General features: G+C 38.8%; 10 protein-coding genes. 2 read left to right on the top strand and 8 right to left on the bottom strand.

The features are described 5' to 3' along the window. The first annotated feature begins 700 nt into the window (after positions 1 to 700). Both HCR01_RS09005 and HCR01_RS09000 read left to right on the top strand, forming a co-directional pair. A complete protein-coding gene (locus tag HCR01_RS09005; protein ID WP_226889213.1) occupies positions 701 to 1708 on the top strand; it encodes a polysaccharide deacetylase family protein in 1008 nt (335 codons plus the stop codon). A 225-nt stretch (positions 1709 to 1933) separates the two neighbouring features. Continuing rightward, a complete protein-coding gene (locus HCR01_RS09000) occupies positions 1934 to 2719 on the top strand; it encodes a glycosyltransferase family 2 protein (RefSeq protein WP_193195869.1) in 786 nt (261 codons plus the stop codon). Positions 2720 to 2998: 279 nt separating this feature from the next. Here HCR01_RS09000 and HCR01_RS08995 read toward each other — a convergent pair whose 3' ends face one another. The 8 genes from HCR01_RS08995 to HCR01_RS08960 form a co-directional block, all read right to left on the bottom strand. After that, complete coding sequence (locus HCR01_RS08995) at positions 2999 to 3334, bottom strand: SMR family transporter (RefSeq protein WP_193195868.1); 336 nt, start codon at positions 3332 to 3334, stop codon at positions 2999 to 3001. A gap of 352 nt (positions 3335 to 3686) precedes the next feature. Further along, on the bottom strand, positions 3687 to 9005 hold the full coding sequence (locus HCR01_RS08990; RefSeq protein ID WP_193195867.1) for a translocation/assembly module TamB domain-containing protein: 5319 nt from the start codon (positions 9003 to 9005) through the stop codon (positions 3687 to 3689). Positions 9006 to 9567: 562 nt separating this feature from the next. Then, positions 9568 to 11613 carry a TolC family protein gene (locus HCR01_RS08985; RefSeq protein ID WP_226889212.1) on the bottom strand — a complete coding sequence of 682 codons (2046 nt, stop codon included), beginning with the start codon at positions 11611 to 11613 and terminating at the stop codon, positions 9568 to 9570. 55 nt (positions 11614 to 11668) lie between these two features. Then, the gene (locus tag HCR01_RS08980) at positions 11669 to 12841 is read right to left on the bottom strand and encodes an ABC transporter permease (protein ID WP_193195865.1); all 1173 of its coding nucleotides are present in this window, start codon (positions 12839 to 12841) and stop codon (positions 11669 to 11671) included. A gap of 157 nt (positions 12842 to 12998) precedes the next feature. Then, the gene (locus HCR01_RS08975; protein ID WP_193195864.1) at positions 12999 to 14537 is read right to left on the bottom strand and encodes an efflux RND transporter periplasmic adaptor subunit; all 1539 of its coding nucleotides are present in this window, start codon (positions 14535 to 14537) and stop codon (positions 12999 to 13001) included. Between the two features lie 130 nt (positions 14538 to 14667). Further along, the gene (locus HCR01_RS08970; RefSeq protein ID WP_193195863.1) at positions 14668 to 16485 is read right to left on the bottom strand and encodes an ABC transporter ATP-binding protein; all 1818 of its coding nucleotides are present in this window, start codon (positions 16483 to 16485) and stop codon (positions 14668 to 14670) included. A 302-nt stretch (positions 16486 to 16787) separates the two neighbouring features. Continuing rightward, positions 16788 to 17207, bottom strand: a complete 420-nt coding sequence (locus tag HCR01_RS08965; RefSeq protein ID WP_193195862.1) for a lasso peptide biosynthesis B2 protein — start codon at positions 17205 to 17207, stop codon at positions 16788 to 16790. Positions 17208 to 17346: 139 nt separating this feature from the next. Further along, a complete protein-coding gene (locus tag HCR01_RS08960) occupies positions 17347 to 17622 on the bottom strand; it encodes a PqqD family protein (protein ID WP_193195861.1) in 276 nt (91 codons plus the stop codon). Between the last annotated feature and the right edge of the window lie 65 nt (positions 17623 to 17687).

The raw sequence follows: 17687 nt of genomic DNA, 5'->3' as shown, positions 1-17687 counted from the left end.
AAAGGGTTTGGCACGGAAAAAGTTATGCCAATAGTTATTAATGCTCATCTAGAGTAATTGGTCTTGTTGATAGCAAATTTTAGGAAAGTGTAAAGACAGGAGTAAAATTAAAGTTTCAAATAAAATTTTACACATTCCAACAAGAAAATTTCACATAATTCAACAAGAAAATTTTACACATTCCAGCAGAAACATCACATATTTTGTTGCTTGCATGTGATATCTGCATCATAAGTGCTAAAAAAATAGCGTATAATTACTGTAAAAGGTATTGCTTTATCAGCGAAATTTATGTATTGTTAAAATTGACTTTTATAAAAAATACAAGGATGCAGACTTGCATCTAAACTAAGTACAGCCAAGGAAGTAAAAAATTAAGTTTGCATCTAACCAAACGTATTTTGCTTAGTTAAAGAGCGCTTTATATTCAGCGCCTTAAAATTTATTATGTCGCATCAAAAATGCTACATCATCTATCTGATTGGTAAGGAGGTAGGTAGCTGTATAGCTGCCTTCTAACTGATCCAACGCACATCTATAAGGAATAGATGTGTGTCTTTATGTAGACTCTTGAATAGGGCAGACTTTGTGAATGATATTTGGGTATTTAACTCAAAGATAGGATTCGATTGACAAATCGAATCTCCAATCTCTAACAAATTATCCAACAACAATTAGTACTAACCTGTACTTAATTACAATGACAAACAGTGTATATTTGCACGACCAAATTTCTAAGCAAATGGTGAAAACCAATTCACCAGGGAACAAACCGATAGCCAGTCTTTCTATGGATTTGGATAATCTCTGGTCTTATATGAAAGATCATGGTGATCCTGGTTGGGAAACTTTGCCCTCTTACCTGGATATCGTAGTACCCCGGTTCTTGGATATTTTCAAGCAATTGAATTTGACAATCACAGTATTCGTTGTGGGGCAGGATGCAGCTCTTAAAAAGAACCATCAGGCATTACAAGCGATCGCTGCTGATGGTCATGAAATTGCCAACCATTCCTTCCACCATAATATCTGGCTAAATCGGTACTCAGAGGATGAAGTTGAACAAGAGCTAGCACTAGCGCAAAAGCACATCCAGCAGGCCACTGGTCAAAGCCCTGTTGGCTTCCGAAGTCCTGGATACAGTCTATCTCCTACGGTATTGCAAGTCTTAGCACGACAGGAATATCAATATGATGCTTCTATTTTCCCCACATTTTTGGGGCCGATAGCACGAGCTTACTTCATGATGACCTGTAAGCTGAGCAAGGAAGAACGCGCTAAACGCAAAGCTTTATTTGGCAGCTTTAAAGACGGCTTACAAACCCTCAAGCCTTACCAATGGTGTATGGGTAAGTATAAGCTGACTGAGATTCCTGTCACCACGATGCCGATCTTCAAAATGCCAATTCACTTTAGCTACTTAATGTATCTGGGTGTCTTTTCTCCAAGTTTGGCGTTGCTTTACTTCCGAATCGCCCTCTGGCTATGCAAAGTTACAGGCACTCAGCCATCTTTACTACTGCATCCTACAGACTTTTTGACTCAAGAGGATGTGCCAGAGCTAGCATTCTTCCCTAGTATGAACCTCCCTACTTACAAGAAGCTGGCAATGTTACGCAAAGCACTAAAGCTTTTATCCAATCAGTTCAATGTTTTGACTGTTGGACAACACGCCGCATCCTTAACTAGAGTTCGTCAGCCTGTATAAATACCTAACAACGCGCCTATTCGACGTGTTGATACAAAGTGTGTATATCCCTATTAAGTATTGAATAATTTTCTCAGAACTTAAGCAGATGATATTAGTCAGACCAATATATAGTGCAACCACTATAGGTCTTAAATGATTCAAGTTTAGTTCTAAAAATAACTAACGTCATTACTCAAATTTCAATATTTGAGTAACAGGTTTCAAAATTTAAACGAGGAACTTATGGGACTTTTTATTCTCTTACCTGCCTACAATGAGCAAGAATCAATTGCTCCTTTATTCAAAAGGTTTCAGTCATTGCAGAGTATCTGCAATATAGATATAAAATTGATTCTTGTTGATGATGGCAGTACTGATGCAACTGCTAAAACTGCTTTGGATGAATCTCAATCACTTGGTATATCACTTAAATTAGTACAGCATGTAAAAAATGCTGGTTTAGGCCAAGCTATAAAAACAGGTTTTACAACCTTTTTGGAAGTATCTGAAGAAGGCGATTTTCTAGCCGCTATGGACTGTGACAATACCCAACCACCAGAACTACTAATGAAAATGTATGACATCATGGTGGGTGGTAGCTATGATATTTCAATAGCATCCAGATATCAAAAAGGTGCTAAAGTTATAGGCTTATCGCCATTGAGAATTTTGACAAGTTATGGAGCTAGTTGGCTATTTAGAATTGCGGCTCCTATACCTGGTGTCAAAGATTACACTTGCGGTTACCGAATGTACAATCGTTCTTTGCTCATTGGTCTTTTTGAGTATTATGGCAACAATTTATTCACAGAAAAAGGGTTTGCTTGTATGGTAGATTTGCTGCTGAAAGCAAAAGTACTTAAACCCAAAGTTGCTGAGGTTCCAATGGTTTTGAGATATGACCAAAAGCCGACTGCTAGCAAAATGAAAGTACTTAAAACTATCGCTCAAACACTGAGACTGTTGTCAAAAAATCTCCTGCTTACATGGAAAACCTACAATTTACGGTCTGTTCGTCCATTGAGATAATTCAAGTTACACAGGAAATGGAAATTTGCGATCGCGTTCTATAAATGCCTGCAAGGTATAGCAGAATAACTAACCCAAATTCCCCCATACAGGGAAAATGGGTTTTTTGTTTTAAATTACTATAGTAATCCGATTTGATTCCTGAATCACTCGTACAGACAGAGAATGGCGAATATAAAACAGAGAACAGAGAAAAAGTAATAAGGGTGTACCTAACTTCGTAAAAATCAAATAGTCACCCTATATTAGCCTGCCAAATTTAGTAGTAAATGATGATGATTAACTATGGTTTAATGTGAATATACCGAGACCAATCAATAATAGGGCAATAACCTGTTTAACTCCAAAAGGTTCTCCCCAAAGTAAGTGAGCTAAGAAAGACACAACAGCATAGCTGATAGCAACAGTGGGATAAGCTACGGAAATTGGGATCTTTTTAAGAGCATATATATAAAACAAAGCAGCAACAAAATAAGAAACTAGTCCGACTAAAACATAGGGCTGTAAAAATAAGTTTATTTTACTGCCAAAACTTTGCAAAGCCCCTGCTTTAAGACTTAGCTGTCCTCCAATACCAATAACAATTGAAGTCAATAATGCAAAATAAGAATTCACTATATTATTCCTTTATTTAACTGACAATTTTTTATCTTTAAAAATATCTATGTTATAAAAACAGTAGACTTACTAAATGTGATTTTAACTTGTTGCATTTTACAACATCCTAAATAGAAGATGCAAGTGCTTTGCGAAACCAACAACATCATCCTCTACTTAAAGAAACATGATTAATAAATGTAAAATTAAACTTTTGCTCGTAGTGAGCGATGAATCGCTCTATATAAGGATTTAAACGGCCAAAGCCGCTCACTATGTACTTTAATTTAAATAATTAGATTACAACTCTTCAGGTAGGCATTGTCCAAAAAAGGTTATACCAACTTAAAAAAAGAATGCAAAGTCTCTACTAAAACCGGGTTTCATACTCAAATAAAAATTGATTTACATCCCCTAAATCAGTTGAGCCTCGCATCAGAATTTCATCATTGAGTCGATAGAGCAGATTGTAACGGAAAGACTCATTAGTAGAAAGAGGCCGAGATAAAGAAGCAGAGAAATTATTATTGATGTTAAACACACCCTCTGCTGACAAATCGAGAACCGAAGATCTCCTTGATGCTTGATTAGTTACAGGAGTAGGAAATATCCGAAATTCGCTAAAACCAATAGCTTGCCCGATCGCAGTGATACTTCCTTGCAGACCACCTAAAATAGTAGAGCCAGCTAAATTAGTCAGCCCTTGTGTTGCGTCTCCTGTTTGACTGAAAGAACCAAGAATAGAGCCACCCAATAGAGCAACGATTTCTCCTCTACTACGGCTAGGTTCACTCGTCAGTTCTAGATTTTCGCTCAATTCACTAGCTGGGCCGTTGACGCTTGCTTCAACCCGCACGGTACGTAAAGTCCCAAAATTAGTAGCAGAAACATCGCTGATTTCAGCAGAAAGAGGTGATTCTAAAATTCGACTGCTTGTCGCCGAAGCTTCAGGGACAATTGAGACAAGCCGGACATCTAAGATAGGGTCAAGTCCTTGACTAGGAGTAAACCGTGCAGTTTGTTCGTAGCCCCGCGCCAAGGTGAACTCAGTTGAAAATAGACTGAGTCGTCCTCCTGTCAGACGAATGATTCCTTCAGGAAGGGGCTTCGCTAAAGTACCATTAACAGTTAGGCCACCTTTTGCCTGAAAGTTCAGTATAGGCTGACTAAATGTGGCTCCTCCAGGTACAAAGCCCAGTAAAGGCTGACTAGTAACGCGAACATCGTCGCCCAAAATCAGCCGTAAATCTGTAAACTCTATAGGTAAGTTGGGTCTAGTTGTAGCTGTTGTATTGGCGTTACTGCTTTCTGTAGTTGTTGTATTGGCGTTACCATCTCCTGTAATTGCGGCGCTACTGCTAGCCTCTGTTGTAGTTGGTTGTGAGCCAGTAGTAGAGTTTCCAATGATGACTTGACCATCACTTAGTTGAATCTCTCCACCAATTTGAGGTTTTAGTGCTGTTCCCCGGATGACGACGCCACCGCTGACACCGCCTTCATACAATCCTGGAACCTGAAAATCTAGTTCTTTTTCTATTGATACTGTAAGTGGATTCGATATAGCTTGCTGAGCAGCAAAAATCGGGAGAACTCCTGATGCAGTTACTTGCCCTTGATTATAAATGCCTTGAATACCTTCGGCGTTCAGCGTACTACCATTAAATTGCAGTTGTCCTGTGACATTTGTTAGAGGCTCGGATACAGCTTGAGCGCGAAAAGTAGCATTATTAACTGTGGCATTCCCGTTAATAATTGGCTGGTTTAATGTGCCTTGAACGTTTAAATCTACTTGTCCTTGACCGTCTACCCAAGAGACTTGATTGTTAGTAAACAAGTTTAACAGCGCTAATCCTTCATTATTTACACTGGCGTTGATACTAATTTGATTGCTATCTGGTTGCACTGCGGCAAAAGGCAACGCCGCAGGTACACTACCTGTAATTGTTACTGGCTGTGTTCCTGTCACTAACAAAGTACTATCAAAATTTAAGCGAGCATTGTTGTAGTCAAAGTTTACCTGTCCTGTTTGCACAGGTTGCTTATTTAAAGTCGCATTCGCCAGCGTCACTTCCCCATTAACTCTGGGAGCTTCTAAACTACCTGCTAAGTTAGCGATCGCATTCACCTGTCCAGTAATATCTATAGGGTATCTTTCGATAAATGGGTCTAAAAGCGACAAAGGTAAACTGGCTACGCTCAATTGTCCAGATAGTTGTTCAGTTCCTAACTGTCCTGAAAAAGCCACCAGTCCTTGATTGACCCCCACACGCAACGGCGACAGTGTGACAATCCCATCCGCAAAAGTGCCTCTAGCAACGACTTCATTAAGCGAGTATTCACCCCATTGCCAGTTAGCACCTTGAAAATTAAAGCCAACATTTAACCCAGTCTTCAACGAGCCTGTCGCTTGAATTGCTCCACTCAAAGCACCCGTTAATTCTGCAAGGGTTGGTAAAGATGGTGTTTGTTTTGTTTCTACCCGCTCTTGCTTTGCTATCAATGCTTGAACTTTTGAGAAATATTCTAACTGTGTTTCCAAATCTGCATTAGGCAAATTGATAGGGGTGGTGTTGAGTACCTCTGCTCCAGCCAAATCTGGAGACTGTAACCCTCCACCCAAGTCTTGAAAGTCGAAGATATTGAATGTTTGTAGGAGTCTCTGGATTCTAATTTGGTCAAAATTCGCTTGGACTTGAAATTGAGGATCGTTCCCTGTTTGTAAACTTCCACTTAGGGCGATGCTGCTGTCTCCTATCCGCAATTGACCATTAGTTAAGTTAGCAGCACCATTAGCATAATTGATGTTACCTCGAAATTCGTCTGCTGTGACTCTGGCAACGCGAGGTTGAGCGATCGCAATATCTCCGTCAACCGCGTAGTTGTTCAAATTCACAACTAAATTTCCCGATAATATTCCTCCAAGGGGTTTCAACGTATTGTTAGGTACGAAGCCCCCAACCAGAGCTATAGGAAACTGTTGGGCGTTGATGAGCAAGTTATCGCCCTCAGTTCTGCCTGTGGTAACTGCCCCGTCGCGTTGGAGTAAAAATGAAGTTGGGCGATAATCTGCACCAAGGTTAAGCGCTATCCTATCTTGAGTACCTGCAAGTTGCAGACTTGCGCCTTGTCCCCCTTGAAAATTCACGTTTCCAGTTAAAAGTGGGTCAAACGCCAAATTACTAACATTAAAATTCCGTAACCGGATATCGCCAGTAGCTTTTGGAACATCAGGAGTGCCTGTAATTTTCCCATTAAAATCAAGTAGCCCCGCTATTGCTAAGTCTCCAGGAACTTGAAAGCCAGTATTTTGAAGGTTGAAATTCTGCGCTAGTACATTCAGATTAAAACTAGAGATTTGAGGTGTACCATCTAGTTGAACTGCGATCGCACCATTAGCGCTCAATCCTGGGGTAGTTGCGCGTTGTACAATAATCTGCTTTCCATCCCACTGAACTTGAGCTGTCAGCGGTTTCGCTAACAGTGCCAACCCTTCGGAAACGCGGATTTGTCCGTCGGCCCGAATATCTGCAAGCTGGAAAGATTTTATTGTACCTGCTAACTGGATGTTGCTATTGAGCCGTCCTTGCAATTGTGGTGAAAAACGGTTGAGTTGAACTTGGGAAACGTTGACAAGCCCTTGCCAGCGACCATCATCAAGGTTAAGATTCCTGAGATTAACTGTACCTCCTGCCACACTTAGGTTTGCTCGTCCTGTGGCTTGAATCGTTGAGGGTTGAAATGAAGCAGTACTTCCTGATAAATTCAACGCCGCATTATTTAAGACACCTTGAAACTGGGCAGGTATCTGCTTAAAGCGATTTAACTGAACCTGTCGGGTACTAACAAAAGCCTGCCAGCGTTGTTGAGCAACCTGACCCCTAGCCCTGATTGTATTGCCTGCTACATTCAATACAGCACTAGGAAATAGGATATTCTGCCCTTGTTGAGTAGCAACAATTTGTCCTGTAGTGGGGTATGTGCCAGCTGGTGCTTTTACCTGTGCGACTGCTCGTAGGTTGCCTAAAGAGCCAGAAACTTTGGTATTTGCCGATACAGTGCCAATAGTGACAGATGAATTGTTGTTCGTTTTGGCGATTGCATCCCCTGGTAAATTCTTTGCTTGAGCATTAAATGATACTCTACCTTGGGGTGCTAGTTGAATTTGACCGTTCCCGACAATTTGCCCCCCAGCTGGTGGGTTTGCTTGAATACTCGAAATCTCCAATTCCAACGGCTGTTGGCCAAGTGAGCCAGAAACTTCTGCCTTTGCCGAGATATTACCAACTGCGATCGGTGGCGTAAATCCGTATCTACGTGCCAGTATATCCCCTGACACATCTTCAGCTTGAATATTAAATATTACCTCACCGTTAGACCCCAGTGTAGCTTGACCTTCTCCTGTGATTTGACCGCCTGCGGCTGGGACTAATTTAAGATTATCAACGGTAATTTGCGATGCAGTTTTAGATGTACTCAAGCGGAAATCAGTATTTACAGCGTTGAATTGCACACGGTCAACTTGAATCGGTTTTATATTGCTTGCCGTGCCGCTGAGAACTGGCTGTTGAAGCGGCCCTTGCACTTTTATATCTGCTCGCACTTCTCCAGTAGCGGGGACTGGCGAATTTACCTTGAACGTATCTAAAAGATTTTTAGCACTAACTGATTTTATTTGAGCGGAGAGGTTAAAACCTGTTTGAGTATTAATTGCTCCATTTGCTAACACGGGAACTTTGCCAAAGTTTGTACTCAGATTATCTAAAGCAATTGTCTGACCCTGAAAATTCAATCTCCCATTAGAATTGGCGAACTGTTGAGGAATATTTTGAATTTGAGCAGTGACCTGATTAGCGGTAGCCGTTCCCGTAATCGCTATTTCTGACAGTTTTGGTGGAATCTGAACCCCTAAGTCAGCATCTACGCGCCCTGCTTGCAAGACAATTGGCAACTCTATTAATCGACTGACATCAGATGCTACTAGATTTTGTGCTAAAAGCTTGAGGTTTGTTTTTTGTGTTGTTAGTTCTGTTTCGCCAGAGATTTTAACTGCTCCTCCTCTAGAGAGTTGAGCATTTATGTCATAATTAACACCTGTATTTTGAGGTAAAAATCGAGCAGCACCACCAACTTGATTTAATACTACTGAGCCTTTCGGTTTGGTTGGTGCTTGGGCTGGTACTAACTCTACATTTCCATTCTGAAGCCGGAGTGTCTGCAACTCAGTTTGAATAGCACCTTTACCCTCTCCAGTCTTAATTTCAGCTGTAACCCAGCGACCATCTTTATCCTGTTGGATATATACATTGGGCTGAACTAACGTGACATCTAATGCTAGTGTCCGTGTGAAGAGGAGTTGCAAAGGCGAGAACTGCACTTCTACGGCTTTAACTGTCACCTGGTCTGGGTCTGTGGGAGTTGCTGGTATAGATAAGGAGCCAAATCTTAAACTAGAGAGCGAAAAACGTTCAACTTGCCCAACTTTTATGGGACGCCCAAGCAATTGCTCCAAATTTTGCTCTACTAATGGTGCTAAATCTTTATATATGTAATTTCTAGCCCACCAAGTAGCAACTGCAATTCCCGTGAGTAAAACGACACCTCCAACCAGACTGATACGCCCTAAAAGAAGGAGCTTGAGACGATGATTAGATGGTTTCTGATCATTTCCTGAATTTGGAGAATGCGTCATTATTGTTACCAGTATCGTTTTTTGGAGTTAGGCGGGAGACAGGCTAATTGCAGTTGCATCAGCAAGCCACAAGCTATAGCTTCAAAATCTAGCTTTTGTTAGGTAAAAAACTGTACTCAGTGTTCTTCTATTTAAAAATTTCGCCTAGAGTATTGTACTTAATGAAGACTCTATGACCTAGAGTATTAATTGCATCTATCCATTTTAAAGTTTTCTAGTCATCCAAATCTTTATTTGATAAATTTTGCTTTTTTGTGTTTGAGCAAAGTACGTGTTTATATGTGTTTTCTCATAGCACGTGTATTACCAGCAACTATCTTTTGTTAAAAAAATTTATATCTTTAGATAGATTTCATGTGAAAATATTCAACAACAAATCTAGCGTTGCATATTTTTATCTCACGCAGAGGCGCAGAGGCGCAGAGAGGATGAGGAGTTTTAGATCTCTACGTCAATTTCATCCTTTGTTTGTGCAACGCCAAAAATTTAATATCTCACACTCTTATTCTCTGTGCCTCTGCGCCTCTGCGTGATCTTAATCCATACTTATACTCAGTGACACCTAATTTTGAATTCTAATTTGCCAAGTTTGTAATGTAGTGCCAATAAGTTGATCGAGGTTTGTTAAAGCATTGAGATAATTAATAATTGCATCGAGTTCGGTATTTCTTACCTCGGCTAATTCATTCTGTAGCCTAATTATCTCAAAAAGTCCTGCTCCTCTACCCAATTTCTGTTTTTGTTGTTCAATATTCAGTTGTCTTTCAGATAATTGTCTAGCTTGTTGGGCAAGTTCGACTCGTGAAAAGCTTAAATTAACATCTCTAATTCGGTCTTGTAATTGAATATCTAAACGGGAATTTGCATCTTGTAAATTGTTTTTTGCCTGTCTTAAATTAACACGCGATCGCTCAATTCTTTGTTGTATAGTTAAATCACCTAATGTCCGGCTCAAATTTAATCCAATTCTCCCGTCTGCTGATTCAGTTGTTTGTTTGATTAAACTAGCATCCAAACTCAAATTCCAACGACTATTGTCTTCTGCTAGCAACAGTTCATGTTTATTTTTTTCTAAAGCTAGCTGTGTTTGTAAATAATTAGGTTGATTGGACAATGCAATTTGTCTGAGTTGGTTAAAATCTAGAGAAATAGAAACTACCTTGGGAATTACGCCGGCTTCTATATTCAAATTTTTATCAATACCAAGAATCGACAAAAGAGCTAGTTTTCTTGAATCTAGTTCATTCTCAGCAGCTAATAAACTCACTCGCCGATTAGCGATATCTGTCTGGTTTTGGATAATATCAACAGGTGCTATTCTTCCGGCTTCGATTAAAACTTGTGTAACTTTTAATGATTCTTGAGCATTTTGTAGGGATATCTGCTCATTTTTTAATCTTCCTTGTGCTCTGAGTAATTCACGGTATGCCAAAATAGATTCTGTAATAGTATTAATAAGTGTAGATTTTAAACCTTGAATATTACTTTTTTCATTGAGCCGAGCAATCTCAATTGAAGCTCTGTTAACTTCAATTCCTCCACCTCTTAATAAAGGTTGGCGAAAAGTTAGCTGCCAATCCTGTTGGGAAGCGTTATCATCTGTATTCCTATTTGAGCTATTTAAGCCAGAAGTTTGACTGTTACTTGACAGTGCAAAACCTAATTCTCCTCCAGTGGGAATTTTTACAATTACATTAGCACCAAGATTTGTTGAAAGTGAACCTTGTTGATTGGTTGATAATAATAAATTTGGTGTAAAATTGGGAACAAATTTACCTTCTTCTACTACTAAATCTTGTTTTTGAGCGATTCTTTCTAAATAAGCGTTTTTAATTTGGATATTATTTTCCAAAACCAAGAAAACAACATCAGAAAGCGATATTTGAATTTTTCGACTCTCTGGCAATTGGCTAATTTGTTTTTTTCTCTCAATTTGAGTTGAATTTTTTATATCAATAGCTGTAATGTTTGGTTGTTCTTGGTGTTTTTGAGTTAGTTGTAATAAGTTTGAGAATTGAAAATTAGTATTGTTTGATGTAAGAAAGGTTTGTTTAGGTATTTTATAAAGAGGAAAAAGCTTTTCTGTAAAACCATTTTCAAAACTGTATAAATCAAAGAGTTCTTTGTTTTTTGCTAACAAAGGTAAAGTTATCTGTTCGCTTTTCTCTTCTATAAAACTTTGTAAAAAACTTTGTGGGATTAAAAATTGTTTTAAATTCTGCTGTAGCTGATTGTTAAAACCACTTTGTAAATATAATTCTGATTTGTCTTCTACTATTAATGGAAATTTAGAATAAGTTACTAATAGTTTTTTCTTGATACCAACCAGATTTGTAAATGGTATACTTGCATTAAGGGAAATTAGCTGTAGCTCGTCGCTTTGGCTTTCAGTACTTTTATGATCAGGATTATCAATTTTCTGTTTAACTGCTACCTGAGCTTTTGGCGGCTTTCTTAAAGTTAATTGTGATTGAGAAGTAGAGACAATTAGAAAAACTATACTTAAAATTGTAGTGAACACACCAACACAGTTAATATTCCAGTAAAAAACCGAAATAAAAGACTGATATTTTGAAGATTGAGTATTTTTTTCAGGTTGCTTTTGCATATTTTTAAAATGCATTATTTCCTGGTGATTTTTAAGTTTCTCGTAATAGCGAGAATTATGATTCACGTAGAGCTTTAACTGGATCGAGTTGGCTAGCACGTATAGCGGGGACAAAACAAGCACCCATACCTACCAGCAAAGCCGAACCCAGAGACAAGGCGGCTGTTCGGCTCTCAAATTGATATGGCAAACTAAATGTATCAGCGATTACTAATGTCAAACCATGTACGAATGCGATCGCAGTTATTCCACCCACTAAACTTAAAATTACCGCTTCCAGAATAAATTGCTGTAATATCTCCAGTTTAGTCGCGCCAATAGCTCGTCTTAAACCGATCTCTGCGGTACGCTCAATCACAGCAGCTATTGTGATATTGGCAATACCAACACCAGCAATAAGCAGCGAAATTATTCCTACAACAATTAGTCCCCGCGTAGCGAGTTCCAAAGTCTCTTGTTGCTGAATAATATCCTCTACATTATTTGATGCATAAATATCCGAACCTGCAAGGCGTTGTTTTAATAATTGCGTTGCTTGCTTTTCCATACTTTTCAAATCTTTAAGTTTACGAGGACGCATTGAAATTGCATCAATGCCTTGGCTACCAGTCATAGCGCTATAAGTTGAAATTGGGATTAATAAAGTACCTTGAGGTTGTTCACCAAAATTTAATTTACTTTCCATAACCCCAACCACTAAAAATAATCTTCCTGAAGTAAATACAAGTTGCCCAACAGGGTTTTTACCACTAAATATTTTATCTTCTAGAAATTTATCAATCACTGCGACTGGACGATAGTTAACAAAATCAGCACTATTAAAAAAACGCCCTTTTAATAACTTTCTCCCAGAAGTGAGCAAGTAGTTTTGAGAAACAGCCAATATCAACGCCTTGCTTGTGCGATTTTGAAAGACGACTTGCTCAGAAACTACATAATTGTAAGCACTAATTACTTGAACATTTTTTACTCGCTTGCGGAGAAATTCCATATCCTCCAACTGTGGTTCTCTACCTTTTATTTCTAAAATAAAAACAGAGACTTGCGGTGCTTCTCGCTCTGCCAACTGTCTAGCAATTACAGCACGACTAATACTGCTCACCTGAAGAGTCGCATTTACCGCCGCCACACCCATAAACACACCAAGAGTAGTTAAAGCAGAACGCAACCGATTACTAAGTAAAGATTTAAAAGTGAGAGTTACGAGATCTTGAAAAGCGAGGCTCATATCAACGAGCAATAAAGTTAAGCAAGAATTGTCGATTTAATACCCTACCTGACTCTTAACGGAATAACATCTCAAATTTTTACTCTCTGCGACTCTGCGTCTCTGCGTGACACTAATTCATATTTCCACTCAGCAACGCCAGATTACGAATTACGAGTTACCTAAAATCGCCTGGAGCAGAATCGGTAGATTGATCAACTGGTGAACCTTCTATAACTGGCGTTCCTGGTTCTAGTTCAGTTTCAGGTGGGGGTAATATGACTTTATCGCCTGGTTTTAAGCCAGATTTTATCTCTACAGTCGTTGCTCCCTCTATTCCTAAAGTCACATTCTGCTTCTGAGCTTTGCCTTGATTGTCACGTACCCAAACATAAGGCTGGGCTTCAGAACGTTGAATTGCTTCTAGTTGCAAAGCTATTACATTCTGCTGCTGCTGTACAACAATTTCTACACTGACTTGGCTACCAGGAATTAAAGTCTGGCTTGGTTTGTCTAACTGCACAGTTACAGGCACTTTAGCTTGAGGTGATTGGCCAGGTACTAATCCCTCAGCAGTGGAAATTGCTACAGGATGTACACTCCGCACTCGTCCAGAAAATGTCTGCGGGTTGGGGCCGATAACTTTAATGCGAGCTAATTGATTGACTCGAACTTTGGCAGCATCAAGCGTTCCTAACTGGAGTTTCACCTCTTCTTGTGCAGGATTGCCTAGTGTGAGTAAAACATCACCGAATTTGATTCCATCCCCATTTCTAACTTTAATGTCAAGAACTTTACCTGAAATAGGTGCATTTACAATGTTATTTTGTAGTTGTTTTTTGATTCTTTGTCGCTCTACTTGCAGGCGTTTGAGTTCTTGGTTTGAGGTATTGACTTGTGATTGAGCTTCTCGCAGTTCTGACAAAGCTGTTAAAGCGTTGTTTTGCTGTTCTGAGGGGCGTTGTTGTTCCAGAGTGAGGCGCTGAAGTTCGTTCATTTGGGTGCGGGCTTCTAACTCTGCATCTCTGAGATTAGCTTGAGCCTCACGAAATTTGGCTTGCTGCTGTTGGAGTTCATTACCAGGAATAAAACCTTTTGCTGCTAGAACTTCGAGATTTTGAAGTTCCTTTTGATCGGCAGCAAGCCTTTGTTTTGCTTCCTCAATTTTCTGGCGGCTACGTGCTAAGCTAAGTTGCTGTTTTTGAATTTCCAATTTTTGTTGTTTAACACGCTCCTGAACTTGTTTATAAGCAGTTGCAAGCCTTTTTTCGGCTTCGTTAACTCTTTGGTAATTGCGTGATAAGGTAAATTCTTGTTGACGAATTAACGACTCTTGTTCAGCGAGGCTAGTTTGTTCTTGTGGGTTACGAAGAATTAGTAACTGCTGACCAGATACGACGCGATCGCCAACTTTTACTAGTACCCGTTCTACTGCAACTTCTCCGGGAGACTTTAAGCTTTGTTGACTCCCCATCTCCACAATACCAGTTTCATTAATTTTAATTTCAACATTGGCTCTAGTTGCAGTAATTATAGGTGCTATGACTTCGGCAGGATTCTTATCTAAACTTGAAAGGTAAAATAATAAACCACCAACACTGGACAAGGCAAAAATTCCTAACAAAGCTAACCATCCAGTTCCGATTTTGAATCGGTTTTTACTTTTAACTTGCTGCTCTATAGTCAAAACTTCAAATCCGCTTATTTCTTCCTGCATTGGGATGCTCGCCTTTAATTTTTAGTCGAGAAAACTTATTTTTTCTCACCCTAAAGTGATAAAAGAGAGTTAATAAGAGGTCTGAAAAGTATTAAATTATTCTCATCAGACTGATAAATTTAAAAAAAGATTAAGCGCTGTACTGTTTTGCTTGCATACTCCAAAGCGTGGCATACTCGCCTTGGCGCTGTAAAAGTTCTTGGTGAGTGCCTTCTTCGATTAAACGACCAGATTTTAAAACTAAGATTCGGTCAGCCATACGTACAGAAGCTAGTCGATGGGTGATTAAAAGAGTAGTCTTACCTTCAGCTAGCTCAACAAAGTGGTGATAAATCTCATACTCGCTGCGAGGATCAAGTGCAGCAGTAGGCTCATCAAGTATTAGTATTTGAGCTTCCCTGACAAAAGCTCGGCACAAAGCTAACTTTTGCCACTCACCACCAGAAAGTTCTGTGCCGCCGAATTGTTTACCTAAAGGAGTGTTTTCTTTTGTCGAAAACTTTTCAACTAACTCAACTATACCGGCTTTTGCAATTGCATGTTTGAGAAGTTCTGGTTGCTCTAAAGCTTTGAGATTTCCTAAAGCAATATTTTCTCCTAGTGTAATGGCGTAGCGACCAAAATCTTGAAATACTGCCGCGATTTGCTGTCGCCACTCATCTAAGTTTAATTCTCTCAAATCTATACCATCGACTAAAATAACCCCTTCTGTAGGATCATATAGCCTGGCAAGTAGTTTCACCAAAGTGCTTTTACCCGCTCCATTTTCTCCAACTATGGCTACAGTTTGATTTGGATAAAGAGTAAAGGAAATATTTTTCAAAGCTAAGCGATTATCTGGATATCTAAAATTAACTTTCTCAAAAGTAATACCAGACTGAATCGGATTTGGTACTGGCTTTCCTGGGACACAGGGTTTCATTGGTAGTGTGCTATCAAGAAAGTTGAAAAACTGTTGCATGTACAGCAGAGTTTCGTAGAGTTCAAGGAAAGCCTTGACAAATTCTTCCAGATTACGTTGCAGTTGAGCCAACGATTCTATGAACAGGAGTACACTTCCTGGACTGATTTGTCTTCTGAAAGCTTGCTGCACTACCCAATAGAAAGCAAAACCATTTCCTAGAGTACTCATAACGGCTAAACTACTCGTCCAAAGAGCTTGTTTAACTCGCAGATGACGCATAGATTGATATAAAGATTGGAATGCTCGCAGGTACATACTAATAAAGAATGAACCTAGTTTAAATAGCCGCACTTCCTTAGCGTGAGTATCTGTAAGCATTACTGATGTGCAGTACTGCATCCGCCGAGCTTGGGGACTATTTTCAAACAAATTTAGCCAAATTTGCTTTTCATACTGAAAGGAAACTACTACTTGAGGTATGGCTGCGATCGCAATCACAAGCGGAATCCATAACCCCAAGGGAAGCAATAGAATTATCATAGCTACCAGAGTGATCAAAGACTGAGTTCCCCCAGACAAATGCTGAAGTAAGTTCAGTGGTTGATAGCTAACTTCCTTTTGCAGAAGTTGTAACTCATCGTAAAACTCAGAGTCTTCAAAACGACTCAGATCTGCAAAAGTATCCGCTTTACGCATTAAAAGTAAGCTAATATGAGCCGTTAGCTTATCATTAATATTCCCCTGAGCTGCTTCTACCCAAGGATTTAGAAGCAACTCCAAAAGTAAAGCTCCAACCCATCCAGCCACCAAAATAGCAACTGATACTTGCTCTAAGTTTTCGTTTTGAGTTAAAGCTGCTGCTACCCCATCTACGACTAACTTGCTAATCCAGATACTTAGTGCTGGAACAAGCCCTTGCAACAAAATAGCAATAGCCATAAAGACAGTCTCCCTTGGAGCCGCTGTCCATAATAATCTTAAAGCACGAAATAAAGCTTTAGTGTACTCACATACAGGCTCAAGCCAATTTCTAAAACTTGTCATTAATTCAATCCTTTCTTGGATGTCTTCTTCTCAAGACAATCATTCTCCAAGCATAGAAAAAGTTTTTGTAATTTATATAACTCTCAAGAGGTATAAATATTCTTTAGAACTTTGAATTAAATTTGTTAATGAATACATCAAAATAAGAACGCTATTACTATTACTTTATATTTATTTATATATTAGAATAAGATAATTTGTGAAAACTGCTATATACGCACTCCCTAACTATAAAAACTTATACATTCTAATGATATAAATACACCCTAATTTTGACAAAAGCATTCTTTTATAATTGCTTCTTAAACAGCAAGCAATTTTCTAAAACGATATTCAAAATTATCCACCTCTCGAAATGGTAAACCACCAATTTCTACCCATGCATGGGCTTGTACGGGTTCATTAGATACACCTATACACCAGGATGAGGATAAACCTTTAGTTAGCGCTAAGAGCACAAATGCCAAAGAAAATTCTAGACATGCTACTCTTCCTAATAGCAAAAAACTGGATTCACGCACTGTTACCCATACAATATCTGCCTCATAATTTGTGATTTCACGTGAGCAGTATCTCTTAAGTACGCTAAGAACTTTACTAATTCTGAAAATACTCAAGCAACGTACAGCGATGTATGCAATTACAACAGCGAATAAACCTATTAAACGCTCATTCCATTTCAAGCTTATGCTAGTGGGGGTGAGTGACATTCTATCATCCATGATATCCCTCCCTATATTAAAAATCAAAAAATAAGTTTCCCTGTAAGGATATGTATTATGTTTTTTTGGCTTTGTTGAGTGTACACAGTTTTATGACTTTAGGCATCAAAAAACTTAAACAAAAAACATCATCTATTTTTTATAGATTACTCCTTTTTATTTCTAGTAATCCAGCTTTTAAAAAACTGTTTACCAAGACATCCATGTCTTTTATAAGAATATCTGAAGAAACTTCATATAAATATGAAATTTCTTTTAGCGTCTCTTCAAGGGAACCAGATTTTATTAGCAAACTCCAAAAGTCAGCCGCACTATCATTCAAAGCATAATAAATATTTTTTTGCCCATCTAGTAGTACTGCACTTCCTTCAAAAAACGTTGTATAGACATGAGGTGGTATGCAAACTTCTTCCATTGTATTTCTCCTGATAATAATTTGGAGCTAAGAAGATACTGAACTTGAATTCATTAACAAAGCTT

Origin of the sequence: Nostoc sp. MG11 (assembly GCF_014904695.1) — a bacterium.
Classification (GTDB): Bacteria; Cyanobacteriota; Cyanobacteriia; order Cyanobacteriales; family Nostocaceae; genus Komarekiella.
This window is presented reverse-complemented; position numbering and strand designations above follow the sequence as displayed.

Excerpts from the sequence above, each read along its gene's own strand:
- HCR01_RS09000 (WP_193195869.1), top strand. The coding sequence starts at position 1,934 with ATGGGACTTTTTATTCTCTTACCTGCCTACAATGAGCAAGAATCAATT.
- HCR01_RS09005 (WP_226889213.1), top strand. The coding sequence starts at position 701 with ATGACAAACAGTGTATATTTGCACGACCAAATTTCTAAGCAAATGGTG.
- HCR01_RS08975 (WP_193195864.1), bottom strand. The coding sequence starts at position 14,537 with ATGCAGGAAGAAATAAGCGGATTTGAAGTTTTGACTATAGAGCAGCAA.
- HCR01_RS08965 (WP_193195862.1), bottom strand. The coding sequence starts at position 17,207 with ATGGATGATAGAATGTCACTCACCCCCACTAGCATAAGCTTGAAATGG.
- HCR01_RS08970 (WP_193195863.1), bottom strand. The coding sequence starts at position 16,485 with ATGACAAGTTTTAGAAATTGGCTTGAGCCTGTATGTGAGTACACTAAA.
- HCR01_RS08960 (WP_193195861.1), bottom strand. The coding sequence starts at position 17,622 with ATGGAAGAAGTTTGCATACCACCTCATGTCTATACAACGTTTTTTGAA.
- HCR01_RS08990 (WP_193195867.1), bottom strand. The coding sequence starts at position 9,005 with ATGACGCATTCTCCAAATTCAGGAAATGATCAGAAACCATCTAATCAT.
- HCR01_RS08985 (WP_226889212.1), bottom strand. The coding sequence starts at position 11,613 with ATGCAAAAGCAACCTGAAAAAAATACTCAATCTTCAAAATATCAGTCT.
- HCR01_RS08980 (WP_193195865.1), bottom strand. The coding sequence starts at position 12,841 with ATGAGCCTCGCTTTTCAAGATCTCGTAACTCTCACTTTTAAATCTTTA.